At 31.9% G+C, this 22,480-nt stretch carries 28 protein-coding genes; 17 read left to right on the top strand and 11 right to left on the bottom strand.

Annotated elements, in window-relative coordinates:
• Positions 1-313: 313 nt before the first annotated feature.
• The 3 genes from Q1B37_RS22010 to Q1B37_RS22000 form a co-directional block, all read right to left on the bottom strand.
• Complete coding sequence (locus Q1B37_RS22010) at positions 314-1,939, bottom strand: S8 family serine peptidase (protein ID WP_299902588.1); 1,626 nt, start codon at positions 1,937-1,939, stop codon at positions 314-316.
• A 76-nt stretch (positions 1,940-2,015) separates the two neighbouring features.
• Entirely contained in the window at positions 2,016-2,231 is a 216-nt protein-coding gene (locus Q1B37_RS22005; protein ID WP_299902585.1) for a class I lanthipeptide, read from the bottom strand.
• Positions 2,232-2,380: 149 nt separating this feature from the next.
• Positions 2,381-4,150 (bottom strand): helix-turn-helix domain-containing protein, encoded by a 1,770-nt coding sequence (locus Q1B37_RS22000; RefSeq protein ID WP_299902582.1) that lies wholly within the window; start codon positions 4,148-4,150, stop codon positions 2,381-2,383.
• A gap of 448 nt (positions 4,151-4,598) precedes the next feature.
• Here Q1B37_RS22000 and Q1B37_RS21995 point away from each other — a divergent pair, with 448 nt between their 5' ends.
• From Q1B37_RS21995 to Q1B37_RS21925, 15 genes are all read left to right on the top strand, one after another.
• Positions 4,599-5,768 carry an HlyD family efflux transporter periplasmic adaptor subunit gene (locus Q1B37_RS21995; RefSeq protein ID WP_299902579.1) on the top strand — a complete coding sequence of 390 codons (1,170 nt, stop codon included), beginning with the start codon at positions 4,599-4,601 and terminating at the stop codon, positions 5,766-5,768.
• A gap of 10 nt (positions 5,769-5,778) precedes the next feature.
• A complete protein-coding gene (locus Q1B37_RS21990) occupies positions 5,779-7,962 on the top strand; it encodes a peptidase domain-containing ABC transporter (RefSeq protein ID WP_299604977.1) in 2,184 nt (727 codons plus the stop codon).
• 45 nt (positions 7,963-8,007) lie between these two features.
• The gene (locus tag Q1B37_RS21985) at positions 8,008-8,340 is read left to right on the top strand and encodes a hypothetical protein (RefSeq protein ID WP_299604976.1); all 333 of its coding nucleotides are present in this window, start codon (positions 8,008-8,010) and stop codon (positions 8,338-8,340) included.
• Positions 8,341-8,356: 16 nt separating this feature from the next.
• Positions 8,357-8,509: a hypothetical protein gene (locus Q1B37_RS21980; protein ID WP_299902577.1), complete on the top strand. Its 153-nt coding sequence runs from the start codon at positions 8,357-8,359 to the stop codon at positions 8,507-8,509.
• Between the two features lie 879 nt (positions 8,510-9,388).
• Positions 9,389-9,580 (top strand): hypothetical protein, encoded by a 192-nt coding sequence (locus tag Q1B37_RS21975; protein WP_299902573.1) that lies wholly within the window; start codon positions 9,389-9,391, stop codon positions 9,578-9,580.
• A 43-nt stretch (positions 9,581-9,623) separates the two neighbouring features.
• Entirely contained in the window at positions 9,624-9,821 is a 198-nt protein-coding gene (locus tag Q1B37_RS21970; protein ID WP_299902570.1) for a bacteriocin, read from the top strand.
• 80 nt (positions 9,822-9,901) lie between these two features.
• Entirely contained in the window at positions 9,902-10,069 is a 168-nt protein-coding gene (locus Q1B37_RS21965; protein WP_299604972.1) for a hypothetical protein, read from the top strand.
• 318 nt (positions 10,070-10,387) lie between these two features.
• Entirely contained in the window at positions 10,388-10,732 is a 345-nt protein-coding gene (locus Q1B37_RS24255; RefSeq protein ID WP_366944337.1) for a CPBP family glutamic-type intramembrane protease, read from the top strand.
• A 160-nt stretch (positions 10,733-10,892) separates the two neighbouring features.
• Entirely contained in the window at positions 10,893-11,069 is a 177-nt protein-coding gene (locus tag Q1B37_RS21955; protein ID WP_299604971.1) for a hypothetical protein, read from the top strand.
• 71 nt (positions 11,070-11,140) lie between these two features.
• Positions 11,141-11,365 (top strand): hypothetical protein, encoded by a 225-nt coding sequence (locus Q1B37_RS21950; protein WP_299604970.1) that lies wholly within the window; start codon positions 11,141-11,143, stop codon positions 11,363-11,365.
• A 160-nt stretch (positions 11,366-11,525) separates the two neighbouring features.
• Complete coding sequence (locus Q1B37_RS21945; RefSeq protein WP_299604969.1) at positions 11,526-11,744, top strand: hypothetical protein; 219 nt, start codon at positions 11,526-11,528, stop codon at positions 11,742-11,744.
• 288 nt (positions 11,745-12,032) lie between these two features.
• On the top strand, positions 12,033-12,242 hold the full coding sequence (locus Q1B37_RS21940) for a hypothetical protein (protein WP_299604968.1): 210 nt from the start codon (positions 12,033-12,035) through the stop codon (positions 12,240-12,242).
• Positions 12,243-12,276: 34 nt separating this feature from the next.
• Entirely contained in the window at positions 12,277-12,480 is a 204-nt protein-coding gene (locus tag Q1B37_RS21935; protein WP_299604967.1) for a hypothetical protein, read from the top strand.
• 101 nt (positions 12,481-12,581) lie between these two features.
• Entirely contained in the window at positions 12,582-13,058 is a 477-nt protein-coding gene (locus tag Q1B37_RS21930; protein ID WP_299902567.1) for a hypothetical protein, read from the top strand.
• A 76-nt stretch (positions 13,059-13,134) separates the two neighbouring features.
• Entirely contained in the window at positions 13,135-13,566 is a 432-nt protein-coding gene (locus tag Q1B37_RS21925) for a regulatory protein RecX (RefSeq protein ID WP_299902564.1), read from the top strand.
• Between the two features lie 27 nt (positions 13,567-13,593).
• Here Q1B37_RS21925 and Q1B37_RS21920 read toward each other — a convergent pair whose 3' ends face one another.
• The 8 genes from Q1B37_RS21920 to Q1B37_RS21885 form a co-directional block, all read right to left on the bottom strand.
• Positions 13,594-14,304, bottom strand: coding sequence for a GLPGLI family protein (locus Q1B37_RS21920; RefSeq protein ID WP_299902561.1), 711 nt, complete (start codon positions 14,302-14,304; stop codon positions 13,594-13,596).
• Between the two features lie 129 nt (positions 14,305-14,433).
• A complete protein-coding gene (locus tag Q1B37_RS21915) occupies positions 14,434-14,616 on the bottom strand; it encodes a hypothetical protein (RefSeq protein ID WP_299902558.1) in 183 nt (60 codons plus the stop codon).
• A 161-nt stretch (positions 14,617-14,777) separates the two neighbouring features.
• Positions 14,778-15,446 (bottom strand): hypothetical protein, encoded by a 669-nt coding sequence (locus Q1B37_RS21910; protein ID WP_299902555.1) that lies wholly within the window; start codon positions 15,444-15,446, stop codon positions 14,778-14,780.
• Positions 15,447-15,633: 187 nt separating this feature from the next.
• Positions 15,634-16,497 (bottom strand): cupin-like domain-containing protein, encoded by an 864-nt coding sequence (locus Q1B37_RS21905; RefSeq protein WP_299902553.1) that lies wholly within the window; start codon positions 16,495-16,497, stop codon positions 15,634-15,636.
• 54 nt (positions 16,498-16,551) lie between these two features.
• A complete protein-coding gene (gene bioB, locus Q1B37_RS21900; RefSeq protein WP_299604940.1) occupies positions 16,552-17,655 on the bottom strand; it encodes a biotin synthase BioB in 1,104 nt (367 codons plus the stop codon).
• A gap of 111 nt (positions 17,656-17,766) precedes the next feature.
• The gene (locus Q1B37_RS21895; protein WP_299902591.1) at positions 17,767-18,930 is read right to left on the bottom strand and encodes a beta-ketoacyl synthase N-terminal-like domain-containing protein; all 1,164 of its coding nucleotides are present in this window, start codon (positions 18,928-18,930) and stop codon (positions 17,767-17,769) included.
• An 82-nt stretch (positions 18,931-19,012) separates the two neighbouring features.
• Complete coding sequence (locus Q1B37_RS21890) at positions 19,013-19,726, bottom strand: LytTR family DNA-binding domain-containing protein (protein ID WP_299902550.1); 714 nt, start codon at positions 19,724-19,726, stop codon at positions 19,013-19,015.
• Complete coding sequence (locus tag Q1B37_RS21885) at positions 19,723-20,802, bottom strand: histidine kinase (protein WP_299902547.1); 1,080 nt, start codon at positions 20,800-20,802, stop codon at positions 19,723-19,725. The genes Q1B37_RS21890 and Q1B37_RS21885 overlap by 4 nt, the downstream gene beginning before the upstream one ends.
• A gap of 207 nt (positions 20,803-21,009) precedes the next feature.
• On the opposite strand from Q1B37_RS21885, the gene Q1B37_RS21880 reads away from it, so the two are divergent.
• Positions 21,010-21,969: a hypothetical protein gene (locus tag Q1B37_RS21880; protein WP_299902545.1), complete on the top strand. Its 960-nt coding sequence runs from the start codon at positions 21,010-21,012 to the stop codon at positions 21,967-21,969.
• A 62-nt stretch (positions 21,970-22,031) separates the two neighbouring features.
• On the top strand, positions 22,032-22,469 hold the full coding sequence (locus Q1B37_RS21875) for a cytochrome c oxidase assembly factor Coa1 family protein (protein WP_299902542.1): 438 nt from the start codon (positions 22,032-22,034) through the stop codon (positions 22,467-22,469).
• Positions 22,470-22,480 lie beyond the last annotated feature (11 nt).

Below are 22,480 nucleotides of genomic sequence, written 5' to 3'. Positions count from 1 at the left end.
AATCAATCACTTACAGCATTATTAACTTCGTTAAGATAACTCTATGTGAATAACAATGCTAAACTAAGGGCTAGCGCTCGAATCCTTTCGAGTGCCGTCATCGCTTGTTAAGAAATAGTAAATAACCAGATATGGCTCGAATATGATAGCGTAGATTTGCAATCTGTGCGGTTAAAATAGATAAAGGCTAGTTACACATACTTGTAACTAGTCTTTTATTATATAGCTTTTAGACTTTATGTTCTTGTTCTCTCAAACTAAAAATAATAATACATAATCTTTCGAACTTACCTTTCAAAAAACAAGTATCCAGTTATTCTAAAGAAAACTGTTTTGCCATTTGTAAAGCATTATATGCGTTTACTATTTTTCCAGATTTAGAAAGCTCTGAAAAAGGTATCATTTTTTTGGTTTTATCGCTTTGTTCCACTTCTACCTCTATGTCATAAGAGGTTCCAGATTTCATAAGAATTTCTTTTACCTGACCAGCGGATAATCCCGGATAATAAGATCGTATCAAAGCCGCTACTCCCGAAACTATCGCACAGGATATTGATGTACCACCTTCTCTTTCGTATCCATCATAAGGCACAAGTGTTAACGTTTTCTCACTAGGAGCGAATAGATCTACTTGAGTTTTCCCATAGTTACTAACAGAATTTAAAATGCCTTTATTTAAATGATAAGAAGAAGCTCCTACTTTAATAAAATTAGAAACAATCTCGTTATTACCATTATCGGAATCCTCTGGATAATTGAACAATGAAGGATCTTCCAAATCATAACCATTATTACCTGCAGAAGTTACAATTAAAACATCCTTTTTTTCAGCATATTTTATAGCATCTAAAACCCATTTACGATACAATGAAAATTCTTTACTAGAACTTATATTAATCACTTTTGCTCCATTATCTACAGCATAACGTATAGCAAGTGCCATATCTTTATCATGCTCGTTCCCAAATGGAGAAATTAATAATGGAATAATTTCAACATTATTAAGAATACCATCAATACCCTTTCCATTATCTCTAGTCGCAGCAATAACCCCTGCCATTTTAGTACCATGCATTGATAACTTGAGATTATTATCAACTTGATTATTCCCGTATCCAATATTAGTAATATCCTGTGGATTGTCTCCAATAACCGTCAAACGCTCATCGTAATCTAAATTTAAAAGCTTGCCTAATCGTTCATAAGCTTTTTGCTTATAATCTTGTATCCACTTTGGCGTCAACTTATATTGCACATACACCAACATATAATCTAAATGTACATTTAAAAACTTATCATCTTTATAACGATTTTTCAGACTATCTAACTTCTTCTTAGTGTACTTTTTCTTGGGAAAATAATTTTTCAATGCTTTGGAGGCAGCTATATACCCTGTGTCATAGTAATCGATATAAGCTTTATCATTTTTAGCATATGTTAATCGCTCTTCATACTTCTTTTTAGCTCTACGATATTGTAAAAAATCATCCTTCACATCGTTGGAAATATCATTAATTCCTTTATCCTTAAAAACACTATCGTATTTTCTAATGATTCGGGTATACTCATAATTAGCAAAAAGTACGTTCTCACCTTTTGCATTTCCTAAGAAATTCCAGCCATGGATATCATCTATATATCCATTTTTATCATCATCTATATTGTTATCAGGTATTTCATCTATGTTAGTCCATATCTGATCTTTTAAATCTTCATGATTTATATCAGTAGACATATCTATCACCGCTACAACAATGCTTTCTTTTATTTCTTCTTTAAGAATTTCGTCATAAGCTTTTATTAAACTAATTCCTGGGATAGAATCATTTATCAAATCTAACTGAAACCAATTAGCGTCAATTTCTTGATCATATTTACTTTGACCAAACATCTGAAATATACAAGCATAGCAAATAATAAATAAACTAAGCTTCTGCAACTTACAATACAACATATTGAATTACTAAAAGAACAACCTTATAGTTTTATCACTATAAGGCTGTTTAATGAATATCTTATCCTAATTGATCCACTGGAAACAAGGATGTTAACGTACATGGTGGCGGTGGTGGTGGTGGTGTTGGTTGTGCAGATCCTTGACCATCCGACCCATCATCATCTAAAAAAACTTGTGCATTTAGAGATCCTCCTTGAACTAAATCTGGTCTACTTAATTGTGCAATTTTTAATTTATTCAGATTTAATTTTTTTTCGATTTTTTTCTTTTTCATCTTAGAGTAAAAGTTTTTGTGAGTATTTATTTGTCTGGGTCAAAACTAATCAAATCTGCTTGTAATTATACCAATTATTCTACGGTAGATCTCTGTATTCAGGAATTCCGACCTTTAAATCACTGAAAACAAGTTTTTTATGTTTTTACCTAAACTTTCTTCTTTTCTAGCTGTTTTATAAAGTAAGACGGATAAATTCCTGTTTTTTTAAGGAAAGATTTCGAAAAAGCTTCGGTTGTATTGAAACCGATCTCTCGTGCAATTGCCTTAATCGTATAATTTCTTAATTTCTGATCGGTCTGTAATTTTTCTACTACATAGTCTACTCTTAAGTCATTGATATAGGTAATAAAACTTTTTTGCTTATAAAAATTAATCACTTTAGAAAGATACTTTGCATTGGTATCAAATTGTTTTGCTAATCCAGCTGTGGTAATATTTGGAGTCAAATATTCTTTTTTGCCCTCAAAATCATCTAAAGAAGCCAAAATATGTTGTACAATGGTTTCTGAAATCCCAATATCCTCAGCCTCTTTTTTCTTAGACTCTTTTACCATAGATGTTTCTTTTGGAACTTCTTTTTTAGTAAGAAGACTTTCAAATCTTTTTTGATATTTCTTCTTTTTAGTATAATTAAGAAATAAAAACACCCCTGTTATGATACTAATAATGGTTAGCCCTATGATTCCAAACCGAGACATTACTTGTTCGTTTTCCAAAGAACCAATGATTTTATCTTTTTCCTGAATTAATAATGGAGTATCATAGTTTTGAGTGATCTTCTTCTGTAAATACCTATAATTACTATTCAATACACTATCGACCTTTATTAGTTTTTCTATATAAACTAATTGCTGTTTTGGGTTATCATTACTTTTGTAGTGATCAATTAACACTTCATAACCATCTCGAGTTTCGGGTAAAATATCCTTTTGTTGTTGAAAAATGGTATCTAATTTTTTAAAATAAAGAACTCCTTTTTCCTTATTTTCTGCCTTATAATTAATCTTTCCTAGATAGTAATAGCCAACGGCTAGATTAGGCTTATTATTGGTCTTTTCAAAATAAGCAACTGATTTTGCAATATTTTCGATTGCTTCCTCATTATTATCTTTAAAATAATTTATAATTCCTTTATTAATCAAAAAATAATTATGTAGCTCTTCATTTTTAGATATTAATGCCTCATTAATACCTATATTATTATAATAAGTAGCCGAATCCAATTCCCGTAATCGATAAAAAGAAGTAGTTATAGAAAATAGATTATTTAAATATTCCCTATTTCTAGTTTCTTTGCCATTATTATTCTTTAAATAATCGTAATTCTCTTTATGTAATTTTAATGCCTCTTCATATTCTCCTATGCGATCTTTTAATAACCCAATGTCATGATTGATTTTAAAAATCAAATCCGGGTTGTAATTTTTACGAGCATATTCATTTGCAAGAATATAATTATCTAAGGCTTTCTTAAAAGCTCTTTTTTTGTAGAAAAAAGAACCTTTACTAAAATAAGCAGAACTGGGGAATGTTTTACCATCTCTGTCCTTCGTGATTGAAATAATACTATCCATATAGTTGTTTGCAAGACTACTTCTAAGTAAATAAGCTAAATTATAATACCCGTAGGCTAGATTAATACTATCCTTGTTACTCTTAGCTTTTTTAATATAAGTATTAGCATATAATGCCGCGATTTCCTTTTTTTTAGCAAAGGACCTATAATAAAGTCCATATAAATCACGAAATGAATAGTTTTTTTTACTAATAGAATCTGGTACAGGAAGTTGTATCAACTGTTGCTCATAACTCTTTACATCTAAAGAGTCTGCAACTTGATTTTGCTGTGCAGAAAGTTGGTGGAGTAAAAAGAAAATAATGCAAACTGCAATGTAATTGGTGTAACGTTTTATCATTTCATACATGGTATGTACCTACCTAATATTAAATTTTTAATACATAGCCATTCACAATAAGTATGCCTTATCTATATAAACCATACTACAAAATAATCATTGTAATAGTGGTGGAATTTCGGTGTCTTTGGGGCTATAGTCTACCTAAATAATAGGGTGCAAATATACCACTTTCATTTTTTAAAAAAATGATATCCTTATTTTTTTAAGTCGCAATCTACCAGCTTTTTATCGCCAAAAAACAATGTCTGAATTCCGCGAATACAGAGTCTGATTTCCCAGAATCCCGATGTAGTCTCCTTGTAATAAGGTCATTACCCAAACTATATTTGAACCATCAATAATTTACACCAGATGGTTACTGTACTCATAAAAATTATCACTCATCTAGCAGACGTCATGATATCGATATATCATTTCATTTTTTAACTCACAAAAAACGGATCTTATGAAACAATTATTTCCAAAAGAGATTATCGAAAATACTGTAGAGGTACATCAGTTTAAACATCGCAATAGCAGTAAAGTGATTTACGGTATCATTCTAATTGCTATTTGTATTGCGTTTATCCTTTTACCTTTTATAAAAGTAGACATTTATACCACGGCTCGTGGTATGCTAAAACCCAGTAAAGAAAGAATTACCATTACTCCTTTGCAATCAGGAAAGGTAGTTTTTGCAGATTTACTAGACAATCAGCAAGTTCGAAAAGGAGATACACTTCTCATGACCAATAAAGAAATTCTCGATGAAAAAATAGAACTTTCTTCCTCCAAAATCTCAGAAACGCAACAATTCATTACAGATTGCAAATATCTAATCAATGCTACGCATCCACGTTTTGAGAAACTGGTATCAGCTCGTTATCAAAAAGAATTTTTATACTACACACAAAAAATTGGAGAGCTACAAACCCGATTCGACAAAACACTGATAGATTTCGAAAGAGATCAAAAACTGTACGGAAAAGGAGTGATTGCCAAAATAGAATTCGAAAACAGCGAATTCGAGCATCAATTATCTATAAACACATTACATCAATTCAGAAAACAGCAAAAAAACACTTGGCAAACCCAGCTAACTGATTACTCTGTAGCATTACGAGAGCTGCAAAGCAATGTATCCCAGATACAGCAAAATCAAAAAGATTACATTATTACTGCTCCGATAGATGGGATTCTAAAAAGTGTAAAAGGAATAGAACCAGGAAGCATGATCATTAGCGGATCTCCAATAGCCGAAATATCACCAGATACTGGACTCATTGTAGAATGCTATTTATCTCCTTCTGATATAGGATTGGTAAGCAAAGAGAAAAAAGTAAGCTTTCAGGTCGATGCCTTTAACTATAACCAATGGGGATTAGCGACAGGAAAAATCCTAGATATTAGTAAAGATGTAGACGTCGTAAATAACGAACCTGTTTTTAAAGTTCGTTGTGCTATTGATCAAACACATCTGGAGTTAAAAAACGGCTTTAAAGGAAATTTTAATAAAGGGATGACACTTAGTGCTCGATTTCAGTTAACAGAACGCACCCTTTTTGATCTATTGTATGACAAAGTAGATGACTGGTTAAATCCATCAACTCCAACTATTGCTCAAGTTCAACCATAAAAAACGTATCATGGCTAAAATAAAAATAAAACAACATGACATTACAGACTGTGGTGCTGCCTGCTTGGCATCTATTTCTGCGCATTATAAATTAAAACTACCTATTGCTAGGATACGTCAATATGCCAGCACCGATAAAAAAGGCACCAATATCTTAGGATTGATGGAAGCTGCACAAAAAATTGGTTTTACAGCTAAAGGTGTTCGTGGAGATTTTGATAGCTTATCCAAAATTCCAAAACCATCAATTGCCCATGTGATCGTGAGAGGGAAACTACAACATTTTGTAGTCATCTATGAGGTGACCAAAAATCACATTACAATTATGGATCCTGGCGATGGTAAAATGCATAAAAAATCATACGAAGAGTTTAAGAAAGAATGGACTGGAGTATTGGTATTACTAGCGCCAAATGAAAGTTTCGAACAAGGAAATGAAAAAATCTCTTCCTATAAACGCTTTTGGTTCCTATTAAAACCACATCGTTTGGTTGTATTACAAGCACTAGTTGGAGCCATTGTATATACCTTACTAGGATTTTCTACTTCTATTTTTATTCAGAAAATCACGGATTATGTATTGGTCGGTGGAAATACGAAACTACTGAACTTACTTGGAGTGATTATGATTGGATTATTAGCTCTAAAGTTTGTGATTGGGGTTTATAAAGATGTGTTTTTGATCAAAACGGGTCAGCAAATCGATACCCGATTAATATTAGGATATTACAAACACTTATTAAAACTACCTCAACAGTTTTTTGACACCATGAGAGTAGGTGAAATTACATCCAGAATTGGAGATGCTGTAAAAATCAGAAGCTTTATCAATGGCGTAGCATTATCACTTACTGTAAATGTAATGATCTTATTCTTCTCTTTTGGGTTGATGTTCTTCTATTACTGGAAACTTGCATTAATTATGCTTTGCGTGATTCCTTTGTATGCAGGTATCTATTTCATCATGAACAAGCTAAATAAAAAAGCAGAACGTAAAGTGATGGAAAAAGGTGCTGACCTACAAAGTCAGTTAGTAGAATCCTTAAACTCTGTAGGCACCATCAAACGATTTGGATTAGAAGACTTTGCCAATATCAAAACAGAAACTCGATTTGTGAGCTTGTTACAAAGTGGATATAAATCTGCTCTTAACTCTGTATTCTCAGGAACTTCTACTGGTATTGTAGCACAATTATTCGTCATTATCCTATTATGGTCTGGTTCTTTCTTTGTTATCGATAGGGAGATTACAGCTGGAGAATTAATGTCTTTTTACGCAATTGTTGGATATTTTACAGGACCTGTTGCTAGCTTGGTAGGCGCAAATAAACAGATACAGAATGCATTGATTGCTGCCGATCGTCTTTTTGAAATCATGGATCTAGAGCGTGAAGAATCTGAAAATAAAATGGCACTTCGTAAAGAATCGGTGGGTGATATTTCTTTTACCGATGTTGCCTTTAGATATGGAAGTAGAAAAGAAGTTTTCAAAAAGTTTAATCTTACTATTCGTCAAGGAGAATTGACCGCAATTGTGGGTGAGAGTGGATCTGGAAAATCTACATTAATGTCATTATTACAAAACATCTATCCGATTCGCAATGGTATTATTAGTATTGGAGATAAAGATCTAAGATATATTACTAACGATAGTCTTAGAAACATTGTTAGTGTAGTACCACAAAAAATAGATCTATTTGCTGGTAATGTTATCGAAAATATTGCTATAGGAGAATACAATCCTAATATGGATGAGATCATTACTATCTGCAAAGATATAGGGATTCTGGAGTTTATCGAAGCACTACCCAATGGATTTAATACTTATTTAGGCGAAAATGGTGCGTCATTATCTGGTGGACAAAAACAACGTATTGCTATTGCCAGAGCCTTATACAAAAAACCTGAAATACTGGTATTGGACGAAGCTACTTCTTCTCTGGATAGCGCCTCAGAAAATTACATCCAAAAAACTATACAAAACTTACGTGCAGAAAACAAAACAATTATTGTGATTGCGCATCGACTGAGTACAGTTATTGATGCTGATAAAATTGTGGTTTTAGAAAAAGGTGAAGTATTAGAAGAAGGAAATCATCAGGAACTTTATGGCCGTAAAGAAAAATATTATCAACTATGGCAACAGCAGATGCCAGCACTAGATTATATCAATAAAATTGAAGCTGTTGCCTAGCAACTGTTAGTATACATAAAATTTTAATCAAAAAACACTCGAATCATGACAAAAATTGAAAGACAAATAGAATTAATAGAACGATTAGATCGCCTTATCCGAATGCAAGCTACCGGTAACCCACAACAACTGGCCAGAAGATTAGACATTTCTAAGGCTTCATTATTTAGAATATTTGAAGTAATGAAACGATTGAATGCTCCTATCATATTTGATATTGGTTTACAAAGTTATGTGTATGAAGAACAAGTAAGCTTTAGATTCGGATTCTATACAAGAGATCTACAAGGAGAAGAAGTATTAGAAATTAGTGGAGGTAGCTTTCAGAGAGTTTTGGTAGAACCTGCTTTTAACTATCCATATTTACAAATTGTATAACCTAATCTTATTACTAATGAAAAAGTACACAAAAGAAAATAGCACTAAAAAGAAGTATAGGTTTGAAAATATAAATGATCCAGAATTGCAATCCATCATTTCAGATGTAATGGTATACTCAGAGGATTATCACATACCTATAGAAGAAGATATACCAGACTGGTTTTAAAAATTGTTGAGTTTGATTCGTAAAAGGGGAGTTTGTATGTATACAGCTCCTTTTTTTATTGCTAGCAATATGAAAATTACAAAGTACATATAAGCAAGTGTTTAATAATATACCATCTTCCATATTTTTAGTCACAAAACAAATCCCATAGTAAGAATATGTATCTACCGTTTTAGTTCTTCAGCTTATTAGTGAAAACAGTTATAGATCTTTACTCTGTGGTTAACCATAGTAATTAGAGTATCCTATTAAAATACCCAAAATAAAAAATAGAACCCAAGCCGGAATAAAAAAAAGCTTGATATAGATTTCTAACCTATAAAGAATAAAACACCACAGAGAAGATATATAATAAAAGATAGGAGTCTCATATTCTTTAGGAAGATCGAAAAAAAGCAAAATAAAGCTAGGGAATGTACTGAATAATAAAATAAAAATTGTTCCAATTATAGGGAAATCACCAATTTCTTGTAAGGCATTGTATTTTTTCGATTTTATATCTGCAAATACCAACATCAATGTGGTTTAATTATAAAGTTAAATAATTTTTTAAAATCAATAAAAATGATCCAAAAGAAATAATATAAAACAAAGAGGAAATGTTCGTAAAAGATAGAGTTCAGACTCAGCAAAACAGTGGCGCTTGGAATTCATTTTATTTTCTAGACAAAAAGTTTCTTTAATTGATTCACTTTATTGAAGAAGAAAATAGCTTCAGATTTTCACACAAAAGAATCAAATTAACAAATTTTAACATTTTTAAAAAGACACTCTCAATTAATGAGACTCCCTAAACCTACTTTTACATTGTCAAAGCGAAACAGGTGCACCAAACGAGTTTGACACAACATACAAATATTAATTATAAAAATAAATAAAATGACAAATTTAGAAACTTACGGAGTTCAGGAATTAAGCGTATTAGAAACTACTCAGATCGACGGAGGTGATGGTATCGTTGCAGATATCTGGAATGTTCTTAAAGAAATCGACGCAGGATGGGATAGATTTAAAGAAAGACTTGCTGATGGATGGGATTCTTACGGAGAGTGTTCTTGTGGAGGAGAATAAAAAAATCATAACTATTAATAACAAAAAAATAAATATATAAAACATGGAAAATTTAAATTCATTCAAAGGTTTAAGCGAAAAAGAATTAATCGAAATTAACGGTGGAGGTCTTGTAGAAGATATAGGATATGTTGCTCATGCAGTTGTAGATGGTGTTTGTGCCGTAGGAAATGCAATAGTTGATGCAGCAGAGTGGGTAGGCGAGCAAGCTTCTGCTGCTTGGGACTGGATCACTGGTTAATCCGATCATAACCACAGGTTATAAACCTTCCCTATTGTAGGGAAGGTTTATAAATTATAACATTAATAACACTAATTATTATGCAAGAACTAAAACTTGAAGAAATATACGTAATCATTGGAGGTAGTATATTTGATGATCTTATAGGAGATATGGATCCACTTGGAATTGCAGATGCTTTTGATGATTTTGTAGACCGATTGGTAGATGGATGGAATTCTTACGGCGAATGCAGTTGTGAAGGATAGTTTTATATATACAATAGAGAAATAGATATGGGATGGTTATCACTTACACATAAAAAAGAAACTTTTGACTTTGTGTACTTATTTATTATCGTAATGGGTTTTAATGTAGCATTTTTATTAGTAAAATACTATATTTTTGATAAACCCATTTTTGATGAAAGTGAACTTTCCTATTTTAATATAGGTACCTTTATCAGTTTTGTCTTTGTGATTCCAATCCTTGAAGAATTCTGTTTTAGAGGTATATTTATGTTACCGAAATCAAATTTTTATATCTACCCAACACTTATCAGTATTATCCTGTTTATCTGTATATTCATGAAATTTGACACAAAAAGCTATGTACTTATATGCAGTATGATAACATTTGGAGCTATCTACTTAATTAGTACAACTGCAAGACACAAAATACATTTTATAATAGAGAATCATACGGTATTACTAATTGTGCTATCGGCTATCATATTTGCTATTATTCACATCACTAATTACGATACTCGAGATCTAGAGACCTATCTAAAACTGATCCCTAGACTTACGGGAGGACTGTATCTAGGATATATAGCATATAAATATGGAATCGGTAAATCCTATATGATGCATACTATTAATAATTTTATTCCTTTTATATACTTAGGCGTTATGCGCTGGGTGCTTCATTAATATCTCCCTGATTATCAAATCAAAAAGAGAATACCTCTAAACACAGGGATATTATCTATATCAATCATCTAATAGTAAAATATACACTTTTATGAAGAGAAGGTATACTTACATACATACGCCACCATACAAACAAACAATTTTAAAAATAAAGAAATCAATGAAAAATTTAGAAAACAGTAACATGGAAGAATTAACCCGAACAGAAATCATTACAATCCAAGGAGGCAACTGGTTTACAGACGCTTTAGATGCCCTTGAAGATTTGGTAGTAGATAAGATCCAAGAAGTTATCGATGAAGTAATAGATGATATTACTCGTTATAGAGAAGGATAAAAATCTTTTTATCAGCCTCGAAAATTGAGACTCGTTAACAATACTTTTACCTTATAATTAAAATAATAGCAATGAAAAATTTAGAAAACTTAAGGATAGTAGAACTGAATAACATAGAAATAGAAACAATAGATGGTGGAAATAACGGTTACTTATGGGCAATTAATAGTGAATCATCTGGTGGATCTTCCATAGGTTTCGCAGAATCAGTACAAATGAATATAGAAATTACTGTAGAATTATTTACGGAAGCTACCGAAGTTATTAAAGATACTTGGAATTCTATCTTCGGATAGTAGAGACAAACCTATCTTTTTAGAAAAATAGAGCTGAAATATCTTGTTGAGTATTTTGTCGAAACTGGCAAGTCCGTAAGGATGCAATATCAATCATCAAAAGAGCTCAAATAATAAGGCTCGCAAACAATACTTTTACCTTATAATTAAAATAATAACAATGAAAAATTTAAAAAATTTAGGCGTAGTAGAATTGAATTATAAAGAAGTAACTACAACAGATGGCGGAAACCACGGTTATTTATGGGGAAGTGGCGGATCAAGTGGATCATCTGTAGATTTCGGAGAAGTAGTAGAAATAGCTGTTGATGCATTAACCGATGCCGCTGAAACTATTATAGATGGATTAGAAAGCGCGTGGGATTCTATCTTCGGATAGTAGAGACAAACCTATCTTTTTAGAAAATATAGCCAGGCATATTTGTTGAGTATTTTGTCGAACCTGGCAAGTCCGTATGGGCGCAACATCAATAAACAAAAGGTGAACTTAGTGAGTAAAGTTCACCTTTTGTATTTATCATATTTTTTTAAATACCTAAGAAGAAATTCTTTAAAAAAACAAACAAAAAATCAAGGGTCTCAAATAATGAGACTACAAGCTGGTATTATTGTACTGTAAAAGCAATTGCACAGTATCATTTATTAAAATAAATTAAAACAGCACATCATGGAAAATTTAAACATTACTTTATTAAGTACACAAGAATTAGAAAATTACAACGGAGGAGCTATTTCACTACAAACCGGATCTAATGCTACAGTAGCAGAAATAGAAATTGTACCTTTTGGAGATCCAATAAATCGTTTTGACGATTTAATTACAGAAAATACTACTTCTGATTTCGAAACAGCAAATACTACAGGATTTAACTTTTAATCCATTAATAATTACATACTAAAATACATATCCGATGAAAAATTTAAAAAATCAAAAAATGGTAACATTAACAGCTTTAGAAATTAATACGATCAATGGTGGAACTCATAATCCAGGAGTAATGGATGATGGTAATGGAGGAGGATGTACTCAGATTCCTGGTTTTCCTGATCCAATTATCGTTATCGGACCATCTACAGGACCAACATTCCCTGATCCAGATACTATCTTCGGATAGTAGATAGCAGCTGACATTCTGCTTTAACTAAAATTCCTTCTATCACATGATAGAAGGAATTGTTATTCCCTGTTTATTTAAATTCTAACTGCCTATACTCTATGGAAAATAAACACCAAAAAATGCTATATGACATACTTAAAAATTTTGAAGGAATGTCTAAAATAGATAGTTTCAGTCTTATTCATAAAATCGAAGTTTTACTCTATTATACAAATGGTCCATTGAATCTCACTGAGGTAAAAAAAATTATCACTTCGGAAGTACAAAGTGAAGAAATTGATCCTTTTTATTTTAGTATTTTGCCTAATGGAAAATTTTGTGAATTTATTGGAAGTAATGGAATCATCCATATTTATAAGGAGATAAATAGATTTTTACCTGACTGGCATATCTTTAACACGTATTACTTCAAAGCAAAACACTTGCCATTAGACCTTCAAAAGTTAAGTAGAAGAAATTTATTACAAAGTTTTGAAGGGAAACCCTATCAGAAGAAAATCAAAACCTTTTTACTAAAACACAAAGCGTCTAAAAAAGATCTGGTTACAAATAAAATGTTATTACTTAATATATAATTCTTGATTATGTATTTTTACGGCGATGTATCAAAAAACACCTGAATCTATAACCGTTACTGAAGCCATCAAAAAGATGGAACACTATTGCGCTTATCAAGATCGTTGCCATAAAGATATTTCGGAGAAATTATCAACCATGAAATTAATTCCCGAAGCAAAAGAAAAAATTATCCTTCATCTTATAGAACACAATTTTCTAAATGAAGAGCGATTTGCAAAGAGTTTTGCCAGAGGAAAATTTAGAATCAAAAAATGGGGGAAACAGCGTATTACTAGAGAATTAAAGTTCAGGCAAATCTCTGAATACTGCATCAAAAAAGCACTACAAGAAATTCCAGAAAATGAATACCTGGAAACATTTCATAAAATTGCAGAAAAAAAATTCGAATCCATCACCGTAACAGATAGCTACAAAAAAAGAAAAAAACTAATTGATTATCTTCTCTATCGCGGTTGGGAAAATCAACTAGTTTTTGATAAGGTAACGGAATTATTGAATCAATAACCATAGGTATTATAAATGACTTAATCTTTACATTTTCGTTGTAGCATGTAATGTCATTTCCTTAATTTTCTTCTTTTCTACTACGGCAAAATCATTACGAGTCACTTTTTTTCCAATTGATAACTTTTGAAATTTTACAGGAGCGCTACCAATTTCTATATTTTCGGTAGTAAATGATTTGTATGGTGTATGCAACTCTAATATTAAACCTGGTAAACCTTGATATATGTAAGGACCATCCGAGATGGGAATTTCTACTGTATACCAAGCCTCTATAGATCTTCCATGAAACTGACCTAAAGCTTTTTTACAATTATATCCACCCACTTTTTTACGATCGTTTGTCAATTCCCATTGAATTTCAGGAAGTACATCTGATATTAAATATTCATCTTCCAAAATACTTGTTTCTTCTAAATACGTATTACTCTTTAAATTCTTGAATACCTTACTTTTCTTTGATCGTATGGAAATAACTTTGATATTATTCTGAACCTCAGCAGTAGCCATTTGTTCAGTAGCTTCATAAAGGGACTGCTTATTATATGCAGTCAATACAAATTTTCCAGAAGCTTTCAGTTGAGATTTAATTTTAGCTTTTAATAATGGGTCTTTAATTTTTTTAAGCTTGCTTTCAATATTCTTACTTTCTATATAGGTCACCTCGTATGTCTGACTTGTTATAGTAGAAGTTATGAAAAATATAAAAATGAAACTTAAATTATGTATGATTTTCATTTGTATAATTTTTTTATAATTATCAAACCTATCTGCTAAGTGGTTAGAAGGTTTGTGGAATTTATATAAAGCTATAAGACTACTTACAATACCTATAAGTAGTCTTAAAACATGTCAAAAGAATTTAAACTAGCATTCAAAAACTGCTATCAGAACCTCGGTATCAGTTTCTATAATTAAGATACAGATATCTTCTTCCTCAACTGTTTGTTCTACACAAGTTTCATTTTCAATGGCATTAAGCTCAGTAGCAGCAGTTGTCATAAAAAAGGTAGAAAACAAAAATGCAAATGCGAAAAATAAGTTTTTCATGATTTTAAAAGTTTTAAAAGTTAATATTATCTGAAAAAAATCAGAGTTAAGATGATTTGCACAAATCTTAGACTAAGCTACAATAGAGGATATTTAATTTGCATACATTTTCCTTTACAAAAAGTAAGGTTCTGCGATAAAAAAAGGAAGGTTAGCAACTCCTATATGATTCCTAAATCTGAGGCTTTTTCAATTAATAGTTTTTGATTTTTCGCTTCCACCTTAAGTAAATCTCTTAATCTTCTCTTTCGTTTTTCGATTCCAGCCAGAGATAATGGAACTATCTTTACCAGATCTTTTGTTTTAACACCTTTGGATAGGTTATGAAGAATACTACGGTCTATATCGTCTATATCAAGGTGTAACTGTAACTGAAGTTGTAAAATTTGTATGATAGAAGAACTATAGTATTTATTACCATTTATGATATTATGTATTGCTTGAAAAAGAATATCTGGATCTACTTCTGATTTTAATAAAAAACCTTCGGGATTTATCTTCTTAATATAATTGTAGATTTTATATCGGTCGGTAGTTTTAGTTACAATTAAAACCTTAGTTCGATGCGAGATTTTTTTAATTTTAAGGAGAAAATTTTCGATCAAACTATTGGCTATCGTAATTTTGCTAGTAAGATTAAATTCTATCAAAACAACATCCCAACGATTCATATTTGAAGCTTTTTTAAACCAGCTATCATTTATTTCTTCAATAACCTGAATGGAGAAAGAATAAGACGATTTAGAGGAATTAGCTAGAATACTTTTATATCCCTCAACTAATATTTGATTACTATCAATAATCAACACTTCCAAAATTTGTTTACCCATAATATAACCTATCTTAAATTTTAAAGTTTTGGCAGAACAGGTCAATCAAGGAAATAAAAGAGGTATTTTCCCTCTTAAAACTATTAAAAAAAAGGTCGGAAAAAAATATTTTAACGTAGTGTTATGAGCTGATAATCAGATATTACGGAAATACCTTATTTAAAAAAAGGAAAGTATGTAAAAGAGTTTATTTCAACAACGAATTTGTTCTACTGATTGCTTTACTATTTTTATAATCCATCCATTTTTGACCTTTTCTGCTTCGCATAAAATTATCAAAATGGCGCATAAAAAACACATTATAAGTAGCTTGCATAAAATTACTTAGCTTTTTAGGCACAGAGCGAATACTCATAGAAAAACCAGGAGTCAGATATGTCATATGATGCCAATAACCTTCTGGCATGTATAGTGTTTCTCCATGACTTAAGTATGTAATATATCCTTTCGCCTTCTTAAGAGCAGGCCATTTTTCAAAATCTGGATTCGAAAAATCAATTTCTTGATGAGATATCAATGCATGTGGTACCTTATACATATATTTCGTTTCGGAAGGAGGAAACAAAATACATTGTTTTTCTCCATGAAAATGAAAGTGGAATATATTGGCAAGGTCGATATCATAATGCATAAACACTTTAGAGCCTCCTCCTCCAAAAAATAAGAAAGGCATCTTTTTCAGGAATTTTAATCCAATCTTTGGATATTTAAAATCCTTCTGAAGCGCAGGTACTTCTTTTAATAAATTGTACAGGAAAATTCTATAGTTGGTAGGCTTTTTCTTTAATAAATCTACATAAGCACTCATTTTCATGCTAGCATGAGGTTCATTAAATTTAAACTCAGAATTGATAGGTCTATCATCAAAAAGTGGCACCTCTTTATCTCCAGCAACTTCATTTATATAATCTAAATTCCATTTCTGAAAAGCAGGCCAGTCTTCGATTAAACGTTCAATTACCACAGGTTTCTGAGGTATAAAATAATCTCTCAAAAACTCTTCTTTCGTAATCGTTTTTACCCTTGATATTTCCTCTAAATTTAACCCCATTAACTAAGAAATAATTCTAATTTCTTGATTTTCAAAGTTAATCAACTTTACAAATTATTTATTGAGTAGCGCTTCTTTTCCTTTTTGCTTCGCTAGTTCATTTTTTTCTATAACATGATCAGGTCTAGACCATTTAGGTTTTTCACCTTTAGCTTCAAATTTAGAATCTTCGGCTTCTACAGTTTCTGGTTGTGCCTTTTTTACAAAAGGTTTTTGTGGGTTTAAACCTAATTTCTTAAACATCTCCATATCTTCATTAACATCGGGATTTGGAGTCGTAAGCAACTTATCGCCTGCAAATATCGAGTTTGCTCCTGCAAAAAAGCACATAGCCTGTCCTTCTCTACTCATTTCAGTTCTTCCTGCAGAAAGTCTTACTTGTGTTTGTGGCATTACAATTCTGGTAGTAGCTACCATTCGGATCATATCCCAAATCTCTACTGGTTTTTGATCTTCCATAGGAGTTCCATCAACGGCTACCAATGCATTAATCGGCACAGACTCTGGTTGTGGATTTAACTTTGCCAAAGCTACCAGCATTCCAGCACGATCTTCAGTCTTTTCTCCCATTCCTATAATTCCTCCACTACAAACCGTAACGTTAGTTTTACGAACATTATCAATAGTTTGCAAACGGTCCTCATAACCTCTGGTAGAAATTACTTCCTTATAATACTCTTCAGAAGTATCTAAGTTATGGTTATAAGCATATAAACCAGCTTCTGCTAATCGTTGTGCCTGATTTTCTGTAATCATACCAAGCGTACAACAAACTTCCATCTCCAGTTTATTAATAGTTCTAACCATTTCGAGAACATTATCAAATTCTGGACCATCTTTCACATTTCTCCAAGCCGCGCCCATACAAACTCTGGAACTTCCTGAAGCTTTAGCACGCAATGCTTGTGCTTTTACTTGTTGCACACTCATTAAATCATTCCCCTCAATATCGGTATGGTATCTAGCAGCCTGTGGACAGTACCCGCAATCCTCTGGACATCCACCAGTTTTAATAGATAACAAGGTAGAAACCTGAACCGTATTAGGATCATGATATTCTCTATGTACAGAAGCTGCCTCATAAAGCAGTTCCATTAGTGGCTTATTATATATTTCTAGAATTTCTTCTGATGTCCAATCGTGTCTAATAACGCTCATAAATCAATGGTATGTGAATTTTCAAAAGTAATTGTTTAAAATCAAAAAACACAAATTAGCTTTATCAAATTCGAGAGTTTTAATAACAATCTATTGTTGATTATTGTTCTTTTATGATGGAAGTTCTACTAAAATACTTACTGCATTTCCTCCAAATCCTACAGCATTGACAATAATCTTATTCAATTTTTGAGGAATTCCTATATTCTTTACAAAAGGGACTGGAATAAATTCCTGATGTTTCATCATCAGCATAGCCAATTCCAAACTTAGAATCCCACTAGCTCCAAAAGTGTGACCTATTTTCCATTTGTTTGTGGTCATTGCTGGAATATGTTTACCAAATACTTGCTTAATCGCATTGAATTCTGCTTGATCTCCTTTTATAGTTCCAGGAGCATGCAATACAATAGCATCTACTTCTTTTACATCGGTATTTCCTAATGCCATTTTCATAGATTTTTGAAAACAATCTGCATCTGTAGATATAGATATGTTATGAGTTAAGGTCTCGGTAGCATACCCAATTCCAGTAATTAACGCTTGTGCATTTTTAGTACGTCCTTTTTCTAAACAAGCAATACCAGCTCCTTCTCCTAAAAACATTGAATTTCTGGATTTATCCCAATTCATTGCCTGACAAGGATACGCTACTGTATCCGCAGCCGCATAAATCTTCAGTGCTTTCATCTGAGCAATGGTAAATGGTGTTAACGGCGCTTCACTTCCTCCTACCAAAAACTTATCACTCAGCCCAGATTGCAACCATGCGATTCCATTTAATATAGAATGTAAGGCGGTAGAACAGGTTATCGAATGACTGATATCTGGACCTGTAGCACCTAAATCCTGTACAATCCAGGAAGATATATTGCCTAAAGTAGTAGTTGGAGAACTCAGCGTAGAAGACTGATTACTTCTTAAAAATTCTTCATGATATTTTTCAAAAAGACCCGTTGCTCCTCTAGAGGAACCTACATTTACTCCAAAATTAGCATCATCTTTCCAGCCAGCCTCTTTTATAGCGTTTCTGGAAGCAAACAATGCAAATAATACAGAATCATCCAACGATGCATAGCTAGAATTTTCCTTCCTAAGTGTTTCTATCGCTGCTCTGGATGCTACATCTAATCTGGCAATTGGTGCCAGATTTCCCGCCATATCTTCAAAAGTAATACAATGAGAAGATTCCTTATATAACTTCCATATTTCTTTCGAGGAAATACCTAAAGGAGAAATAGATGAAATTCCGGTTATGGATACTGGATTTTGCAATACGTAATTTTTGGGCAAATGTAGGGGTTTGTTCTGGTATGTTCAATAGTAAAATTATAATTGATAGTTATCAGATATCATACTATTTCTTTATTTTTAGATAAGAATACACCTTTTCCTTATAGCTAACCCCAATTGGAATTTCGATCACGCCTAAATCTATATCATTTTGGGTATAGGCGGTAATTTTGTTTGTATTAATTATAAAGGATCTATGAACTCTCAAGAACGGGGTGTTTTGTAATTTTTCTTCAAAATCACTGATTTTACATTTTGTTTGTATTTCTTTTTCACCAATATGAATTTTAACATAATCTCTCAAACTCTCGATATACGTAATTTCATCTAATTTAATTCTATGATACTTACTCCCTGATTTAATTACTAAAGGTTCTTCTGAGGTTATAGTTTTATCTCTCAATGACAAAGGCTCTTTGTGCTCGCTTCTAAAATAACGTTCTACCGCTCTAAAAAATCTCTGAAAGGTAATGGGTTTGAGCAAATAGTCCAGAATATCGAGATCATATCCCTCTAGCGCATATTCTCTATAAGCCGTAGTTATTATAGTTTTAGGTGGCGTTTTTAGCGTTTTTAAAAATTCTAAACCTGTGATATTTGGCATCTTTATATCTAAAAACAACAAATCGATTTGCTGTTGTTTTACTATTTCCATTGCCTTTATTGCATTATTACATGTAGCAACAACTTCCAAAGACTCTATTTTAGCAATATGATTCTCGAGTAAACGTATTGCTAAAGGTTCATCATCCACGAGTAAACACCTAATCTTCATCATATTTTTATTTTTAGCGCTACCGAAAATAAACCATCCTTATTATTTATTATGTTCAGATCATATTGATCCGTATACAATAAATCCAGTTGTTTTGTAATATTTGCTAATCCTATTTTGGCTTGTCGATCTTTTGTTGGAATCGTTCCTACGGTATTAGAAATATTAAATATAAATATTCTCTTTTCATATGCCACAAATATTTCAATTCGTGGAGAACCACTATCCTCTCCAGCTCCATGTTTAAAAGCATTTTCCACAAGCGAAAGCAGAATAAGTGGTGCTATTTTAATATCTTCTTCAATATGTTTATCAAATGTAACTTCTAATCGATCATCATATCTCAGCTTTTCTAATGCAATATAATTCTCTAACATCGTAACCTCTGATACCAACGAAGTGTATCTTTCTGTGCATCGATACAAAATATAATCCAAAATCTCTGACAGTTTTTCTATCGAATACGCAGTTTTATCAGACTTTTCCAATGCCAGAACATAAATATTATTCAAAGTGTTGAATAAAAAGTGAGGGTTTAATTGTGCCTTTAGCAGCTTTAATTCGGTTGCTACCTTTTCTTTATCCGCTTTTAATGCTATTTGCTTGGTGTTCGTGTAATGCAGGAAAAACTTCAAAAAAAGGAAACCAAAAACAACACTATAAATATGAGGAACATACTTTAAAACGAGATGCTTCCATTGTGTCATAATCTGCCATATGGATTCTTGCGGAAAAGGCGGCGTTCTTGTTAAACCTTCTGACAGGTATACGATAAGAATTCTTCCCAAAACACTAGTAAAATATACACTAACAACAAATAATAAGATGTAAACAAACTTTCTGTTGGAAAGAGCATATTTTGGGATCAAATAATATCCTAAAAAGTAAGAAGCAATCATTTGTGGGATCAAATAACATAATTGTCTAACAAAAGAAGTATATAAAGAATAGAGATCCAATACCCTATCTCTGGTCGTAAATGCAAAAACGATAACACTCCAAAAAATCAAATGCTTAACCCATTTCTTTTTTTGTACTTGAAATACAATTTCTTCGATCCAAATCTTATCTATCAACATATCCTCTAAAATAACTAATGTAAGGATATCTACGATTCATAGTCGACAAACTATAGTTAAAAACAGATGAATTTTCAGATTTAAATGACAAATGTTTTTTATCCATTAAAAAAGCATAAACACATGCTTTACAAATGTATCTATCGACATGCTAAATTAAGAACCTCTTTATTTTCAATTTTTGACAAAACAAAAATTTATATCAAAATGAAACAAGTCACATACATACTGGTTTTAATGGTTTTATTCCTATTTACTATCCAAGCTTACAATCAAGAAAGCAACATTATTATCAATGAAGGTTCTGGAGCATTTACATTGCATGGAGGCAAAGGAAATGAGCATAAAAAAATTACTATTCATTATTATAAACCTAAAGGATTTAATGGTTCTTCTGAAGTCTTGCTCGTTATTCCAGGATCGGGAAGAAATGGAGATAGCTACAGAGATAGTTGGATAGAAGAATCCGAAAAATATAATATTCTTATCCTCTCACCAAGTTATCCAGAAACAGCATATCCTTATGAAGATTATCATTTGGGTGGAGTAGTAGCAGATGTCAATACTCGAGAGAGTATCACATTTATAAAAAATACTAACCAAGTTTTTCTAGACGAAGAAAAGACTTCAATACAACTAAATTTAGACAACGCTAGCTGGATATATGAAGATTTTGACAGAATATTTGAGTCTGCTATAAAAGCATTAAATGGATCACAAAGAGGTTATGATATATTTGGTCATTCTGCTGGTGGACAAATTTTACACCGATTTGCAATTCTTCATACCAATTCTAAAGCAAAAAGAATCATTGCTGCCAATGCTGGAAGCTACACCTTACCCGATTTTGAAACAAAATTTCCCTTCGGTATTGAAGACCTTAACCTATCTATTGAAAATCTCAAAAAATCCTTTGCACAACAACTAACGATTTTTGTGGGTGAGCTAGATAATGAAAATGAAAAAGGAGGAATTCTTTTACGTTCTAAAACAGTAGACAAGCAAGGGTTACATAGACTTGCCAGAGCGCGTTATTTTTACAAAACTGCTAAAACCCAAGCTACCAAAATGAATTGCAAATTTAACTGGACTCTAAAAGTGATTCCAAATGTTGGCCACCATATGAGAAAAATGGGAAATGCAGCAGGAATTTATTTATACGAGTAAATTTCTTGTAACAAAACCTTTGGAATTGATACTTATATAGTGATCTTAAAATACACTATATAATGGAAATTCAGACAGCAAAAAAAAGTTGGTTTAGTAGAAATTGGCCATGGGTTGTTCCCGTAGGAGGATGCCTAACGATCATCGTCATATTTTTTGTCTTTTTAGGCTCTGTAATTTTCGGTGTTTCTCAAGCATTTACAAATTCTGGTCCCTACAAGGATGCACTTGCCAAAGCTCAAGAAGACGATTATATTGTCGAAATGCTTGGAGAACCTATAGAAACTAATGGTATTATGAACGGAAGCTTAAAGTTTGAAAACGATGAGGGTTCGGTCGATATTTCTATACCTATAAAAGGTCCAGATGGAGAAGCAAGAGTGTATATCGTAGGAACCAAAAAAGATGATACTTGGACATATTCCGCATTATATGTCATCCTAGATGAAACCAATGAGCAAGTTGACTTGCTATGGGGAAAAGAGAATAATGAAAATTAACTAAAAACGTA

Origin of the sequence: uncultured Aquimarina sp., from assembly GCF_947492965.1 — a bacterium.
Taxonomy (GTDB): Bacteria; Bacteroidota; Bacteroidia; order Flavobacteriales; family Flavobacteriaceae; genus Aquimarina.
This window is presented reverse-complemented; position numbering and strand designations above follow the sequence as displayed.